The sequence below is a fragment of the Ruegeria sp. CDSC085 genome (genome assembly GCF_059610465.1).
Window position 1 is genome coordinate 1 of sequence record NZ_JBXWNR010000043.1, and the last position, 5,783, is coordinate 5,783.

7 protein-coding genes are annotated in these 5,783 nt (G+C 54.8%); 2 read left to right on the forward strand and 5 right to left on the reverse strand.

Translation table 11 applies throughout. The features are described from left to right. Positions 1 to 127: 127 nt before the first annotated feature. Positions 128 to 787 carry a response regulator transcription factor gene (locus tag AC2FJB_RS22615; protein WP_170375774.1) on the forward strand — a complete coding sequence of 220 codons (660 nt, stop codon included), beginning with the start codon at positions 128 to 130 and terminating at the stop codon, positions 785 to 787. Continuing rightward, positions 787 to 2,115, forward strand: a complete 1,329-nt coding sequence (locus AC2FJB_RS22620) for a sensor histidine kinase (RefSeq protein WP_299898972.1) — start codon at positions 787 to 789, stop codon at positions 2,113 to 2,115. The genes AC2FJB_RS22615 and AC2FJB_RS22620 overlap by 1 nt, the downstream gene beginning before the upstream one ends. Before the next feature lie 490 nt (positions 2,116 to 2,605). On the opposite strand, the gene AC2FJB_RS22625 is transcribed toward AC2FJB_RS22620, so the two are convergent. From AC2FJB_RS22625 to AC2FJB_RS22645, 5 genes are all read right to left on the reverse strand, one after another. Further along, positions 2,606 to 3,232, reverse strand: coding sequence for a hypothetical protein (locus AC2FJB_RS22625; protein ID WP_299898974.1), 627 nt, complete (start codon positions 3,230 to 3,232; stop codon positions 2,606 to 2,608). A 31-nt stretch (positions 3,233 to 3,263) separates the two neighbouring features. After that, positions 3,264 to 3,791, reverse strand: coding sequence for a helix-turn-helix domain-containing protein (locus tag AC2FJB_RS22630; RefSeq protein ID WP_299898976.1), 528 nt, complete (start codon positions 3,789 to 3,791; stop codon positions 3,264 to 3,266). Between the two features lie 517 nt (positions 3,792 to 4,308). Beyond that, positions 4,309 to 4,518, reverse strand: coding sequence for a helix-turn-helix transcriptional regulator (locus AC2FJB_RS22635; RefSeq protein ID WP_496721193.1), 210 nt, complete (start codon positions 4,516 to 4,518; stop codon positions 4,309 to 4,311). A gap of 124 nt (positions 4,519 to 4,642) precedes the next feature. Further along, positions 4,643 to 5,482: a hypothetical protein gene (locus AC2FJB_RS22640; RefSeq protein ID WP_480619546.1), complete on the reverse strand. Its 840-nt coding sequence runs from the start codon at positions 5,480 to 5,482 to the stop codon at positions 4,643 to 4,645. Then, the coding region (locus AC2FJB_RS22645; protein WP_496721191.1) for a tyrosine-type recombinase/integrase at positions 5,475 to 5,783 on the reverse strand (309 nt) is incomplete at its 5' end. The genes AC2FJB_RS22645 and AC2FJB_RS22640, both read right to left, overlap by 8 nt.

The window sequence follows — 5,783 nt, forward strand, 5'->3', positions numbered from 1 at the left end:
GGCGGCGGCAACGGCGGCGGCAACGGCGGCGGCAACGGCGGCGGCAACGGCGGCGGCAACGGCGGCGGCAACGGCGGTGGGAAAAATTAGAGTTAAGATCGCGCTGATTTAGCTGTAGTCTCTGGATATGCGAATACTCCTTGCTGAAGACGAACCCCAGCTTTGTGAGCAAGTCAAAAAGCTATTGGGTGCGGAAGGTCGCGTGGTCGACGTGGCCAACAATGGTACAGATGCCCTGCATCTGGGGTCGACTGAACCGTACGACATGATCATCCTCGACATCGGCCTGCCTGAGCGTGACGGCATTTCGGTCCTGCGCGAATGGCGCAGCGCGGGCGTCAAGACACCGGTCTTGATCCTGACAGCTAGAGATGGCTGGAGCGAACGCGTCGACGGCCTAGATGCCGGCGCGGATGACTATATGACCAAACCGTTCCACATGCCTGAATTGGCGGCACGTGTACGGGCCATCTTACGACGTCAGAGCGGTCAGTTGAACCCCGTGATAGAAATGGGGGAGGTTTCTCTGGATACGCGGAACGGTCGGGTTACGGTCGGGGGCATTCCTGTCGATTTGACCGCGCAGGAGATCGCTGTTCTGACCTATCTGGCGCACAACATCGGTCGGATGGTGTCGCGTACTGAGTTGTCTGAACACATCTACGAATATGACGGCGACCGAGATTCCAACACGATTGCGGTTTTTGTGACCCGCCTGCGCAAAAAACTGGGCTCCGATTTGATTACAACCGTCCGAGGGCGCGGCTATATGATTGATTCCGCCTAATGCTCTCGTTGCGCCAACGGGCCTTACTCGGAGGTATCGCTTCGGGAGCGCTGTCCGTAGGCGTCGGTACGCTGATGGTGTTTTCCTACATCAACACGCGCGTTCTGGAGCAGTTCGACGCAACGCTACAAGACCGGCACACGCAGGTTGTTGTTGGCCTCAGCGCCACCACGGATGACCCTGAAACCCTGCGGCAGTTGGTATTCGATCCGGCCTATAGCACGCCATATTCGGGGCGGTATTGGCAAGTAACGGACAGTACCGGTGCCATATATACGTCTGCTTCACTCTTCGATGAAACGATCGCCGAGCCTCCGCGCGGAAATGACGAAACAATCATTTGGAACACCTCCGGTCCAGATAGCGAAGCCATTCGTAGCGTCTATCAAAAGATCACGTTCGAAGACGGAACGGAGTGGGGCGTAACTGTCGCCGAAAGCAGGAGCGAACTGATCAACGAACGCAGCGCTGCGCAAAGATACCTTCTCCCGGTTTTCGGATTGGTTGGTTTGATCGGAGTGGCAATTTCTCTTTTGTTGATGTCCGCCATTGTAGGCCCACTCCGGAAGTTGCGCGCCGATGTCGCCCATCGCTGGGATCGAGGCGATGAGCTGACCCCCGAAGACTACCCGGAAGAGGTTTCGCCTCTGGTGGAAGATCTCAACAAACTGCTGCATCGAAACCGCGAGATTGTCTCAGGTTCGAGAAGACAAGCGGCGGATCTGGCACATGCCCTCAAGACACCGACGGCCATCTTGCGAAACGAATTGGCAGAACTAGCAGACGCCGGCGCACATACGGAACCTGCGGAAGAAGCCCTAACCCGAATTGACGCCCAGCTTAGCCGTTCACTTGCGCGCATGCGCGCATCAAACACCGGAGAGTTAACGCATTCCAGGACAGATCTTTCGAATTCGCTGGAACGACTGTCCCGGTTGTTCTCGGTGATGGCCGAACGCGAGGGGAAGACGCTTGTTTCGAATTGCGAGACTGGTCTTCACGTTCGAATGGACCCCCAGGACATCGAGGAAGTAATCGGGAACCTCCTCGACAACGCCCTCAAATGGAGCCGGACAACATTCCAAATCACCGCCAGGCGCACGGGCAGCGGCATCGAACTTCGCGTCGAGGACGACGGACCCGGAATCCCAGAGGAGGCCCGGCTTGAGGTCCTTCGCTCCGGCGGTCGCCTCGATACCTCTGTAAAAGGAACAGGGCTAGGGCTACCTATTTCCGTTGATTTATTGGCCGCCTACGGCGGATCGTTGAAACTTGGAACATCCGAAATTCTAGGTGGTTTGGCTTGCAGAGTGAAAATTAACCCATGAGGAAAGCACTCTGTTTCATGCCAATGGTCGCCTCTGCCCGGTTCTTTCACAATTTGAAAACCGCCGCCTGAATGACCAACAAACACCAATGCTGCAATTGACGTCTACGCGTTGATGGCTGCTTTGCTCGCAGAGTTTTAGTCTGCTTGAGTGTCCAGTTTACGATGAAAAACTGCAGGTCTCTGTCGAGCGACACTGCAATTCTAGAACCTTAGTCAATTGAGCAATTCCTGCAGTTTTCGTTCCCTTCGTATCAAGTCATTGACGGCTTTACGTGTCTGCTCCGCCGTCCGCGATCTTTCTCCGTGTTTCCAAGACGGATGGCTTGGTCCCGCAGTATGCCCTCCTTTGGCACCATGCATTCGGCATACGCTCCAACCTTGAACAGCGGGTGCGCGACATCGCTTGCCGGTGGACTTCGCCGTTGCTGTGCATCTGGGCGCGTTCCAGAGCCGGTCGGTAGGGTCCATGAGGTTGTCGTTGGTTTTCGTCATTGACCCCGCCCCCCGTTTTGGACATTGCCCACGATAGCCTGACCTCCTTCTTTGACTTCAACGCGTTCGACCCGGACGGTTTGGTTCGCCTTAGCGCGATACCGTTTCAGGGTTTCAACCTGGCTCGTGAAGGTCCGCGAAAGTTTGTTGAGCGCTCGTTCCGCTGAATCTTGCTGTGGAAGAGATTTTGCGTGATTGAGCCTGCGCGCCATCATCATAGTGGCCTGATGGATCGCGCCCATCTGGATCGCAAGCATAGCTTCAATCTCGTCTTGCGGCTTGACCCCGGCAACAACGGACATCACGAAGTTCGATGCGGTCTCAGAAACCGAGCTGTCCTGTTGCCCGAGAGTCGCGACTTGAGTCATGACGCCTTCGAAGAACCGGTAGTCTGCTGTGCCAAGCTCATGCATCGCCAACGCGCAGGCCGCCTTTGGGTCTTTTCCCTTGTGCCCAACCGTGAGCCTTCGTGTGTCTTCATCAAAATCCAACGTGATATCCGGGGCCCGGACGCGTGATCGCTTCCGTTCCCTCAGAACGGCAACCGCGTTGGTCTCCGCCTCGGCAAGCTCGGAGCCCTTTGTCTGCTGATCGTTGCCACTGTCTTTCTGTGTCTTGCTCATGTCCGCCTCGCTTAACAGGGAGTGGTTAGTATTAGTGTTCCGTTTCAGAACCGATGGACCGTCGAGAAATCGGCCTGACGGGTTCTGATTTGGAACCATGGGAGGTCTTTGGGTTCTCAAACGGAACCACTGAGGATGCTGACGGGTCCGTCTCAGAACCGCGTTTTGATTTTTTGGATTGCCAAAACCGCCAATCATTGGTGGCGGCCTTCTTTCCAGATCGGGTCTGGGTCGCCTTGGTCGTCAACCGCCACTCGTGGGCTCGCCGGTGATACCAGTTGCCTTCCTGCTCCAGAACAAGGAAGCCCTTGTTCTGCAGATCCTCGAAAGCCCGCTGAACCGTGGCCTTGCCCAATCCCAGTATCTCTGCTGCTTCATTCATCGACAGAAACACCTTGCCGTTGTTGCCACCGTTGTAGCGAGAGTGAAGCTCCAGCCAGAGCTTCACTGCAGGTCCGGACAGAGCCCGCCATGCCGGGGACTTGATCATGGCGTAGGGCAGAGGGACGTATTGGCCATCATCTGACCGTTTACCCTTTGGAGATCGACGCCTACTCATCGCGACACCTCCGCTGGAAATGCTCGGGAAGGGCATCCAACTCCGGAAGGTCGCAGCCAATATGCGCCCGGACGAGCCGGGTTAGGCCGGATTTGGTCACACAGTACCCGAGCGTGTCCCACGCCGCTCCCCCGGCCGGAAATTTGGGTCTCTGGCGCTGATACAGCCATTGGATACCATCCTGGCATACGGCGACGCGGTAGATACCATGGCGAAAGAGTTCGCCGCCGTAGTTCTCAGCAGTTTCCCGATGATCGGTTCGTGAAAGAAGGCCAGTGTCTGGCCCCCTGTCGAGACTCGTGCTGATCGACTTGGAGAAGGACATATCAGCCATGCTTGATCCGTCCTTTCCGTACGATCACCCGTTCGACCGAATGGCTCAGGGGCGACCAGTAGTACCGACGTTCGTTTTGTCTTGTCGGCGCGGGGCATCCTGTGGCATCAACTGGACTTGCTACGGTGGCAGTTGATGTCACTGGAAAAGCCCCATCTCCGCGCTTGGAGTTGGGGTTTTTCATTATGCAGCCTCGTTGTTGGGATCGGTGCGCCGCGCCGCCAGCCAGGCGTTCAGATCGGCACCGTGATAGGCGATCCGCCGACCGATGCGGATGAAGGCCGGACCACACATGCGGTGGCGCCATTGAGCCAGCTTCTCGCGGCTTCCCAGCAATTGCATTTCAGGGTCTTCTGGGAAATAGACCCGGTCCTCATTGAAGACGCTTGCCATCGTTGAAATCCTCTTGGATCAGTTGCGATGGTCTTTCGATATCACTAGATGTTTAGTAAATTAAAACGATCTAATTTCCCAAAAATGCTCAACAATTTTGATCACCATTTTGGTAGTAATAGCCTCAGTTTTGACGTGAATTTTGACGCATGGCGCGACGAAGGGTCGATTCCGAATATCGGTTTCCGGTTTTTCCTTCTAGCCCCCGAACGATCTGCTTTATCGTCAAACCTTCAATGCTGTCTCCAAAAACTATCCGCAAGTCACGCAGAGCTTTTTCTATTAAACGTGGACGGCCAGGCCCAACAGGTTTTGACGGGGCGTTACCCTTTAATAAATCTTGGCGCCAATATTCATCCCACGATGACTCTATAAAGCTATCTGGCACGCATAACGCCCAACCTGAAAAGGGTCTAAGAATCTGAGCAACAGTCTTAAAGTCAATAACTTCCATGTAGTTGAGCTCGTCTAAGAGATCGAAAACATGCAAGGATATCGTGTAGGTATTCCGTGTATGAAAAAGCGGCACCGAGATAAACTCGTGCTGTAGACCAAGGTCAAGAGCCGCACTCCAATAGGACTTGGAGCATCGCAAAGCGTCGTCAATGAAATCCTCTTCAGGCAACGAAAATAGTCGTAAAGCTCTACCCAATCCGCCGATGTCCGGGCCTAATAGCTTCGCTCCCTCTTCATGTAGCGCTAAGTCGTGTATTGTTAGATCATCATGACGCAAACATCTAAAATCTATCTTTAGGCACGTTCCGTCCGGTCCACAGATGTGCATATTGTCAGAAATACAGCTAAAGAACTTCACCTCAAGCCAGTCACTGGCCGTAACACTGAGCGCGTAGCCTGGGTCACTGGCAGGGAATTGAAGACCGGTTTCGTAGCATTTGTTGAAACTCGCAGCCGGGATTTCGTCCCACAACCTGCATATTGGCGTAAAGCCAAGAATACTAAACATCGCCACCTCTAATGTGTAGAGATTTCGTAACGGTTACACGCGACCAAAGCTCCATTAGTTCACGCCTCTTTTCCAACAAATCCGACCGTGCATAGGCCCGTTCTACATCGGACCCAACCTGATGCGCCAATGCTGCTTCTGCGAGTTCACGTGGCGTGTTCGCAGCCTCTGCCGCCCAGTCCCGAAACGAACTGCGAAAGCCATGCACAGTGACGCCATCCTGTCGCATCCGGCGCAGCAGCATCAGCATGGACATGTTCGACAAGGGATGATGCCGCTTTTGACCCTCGAACACATAGTC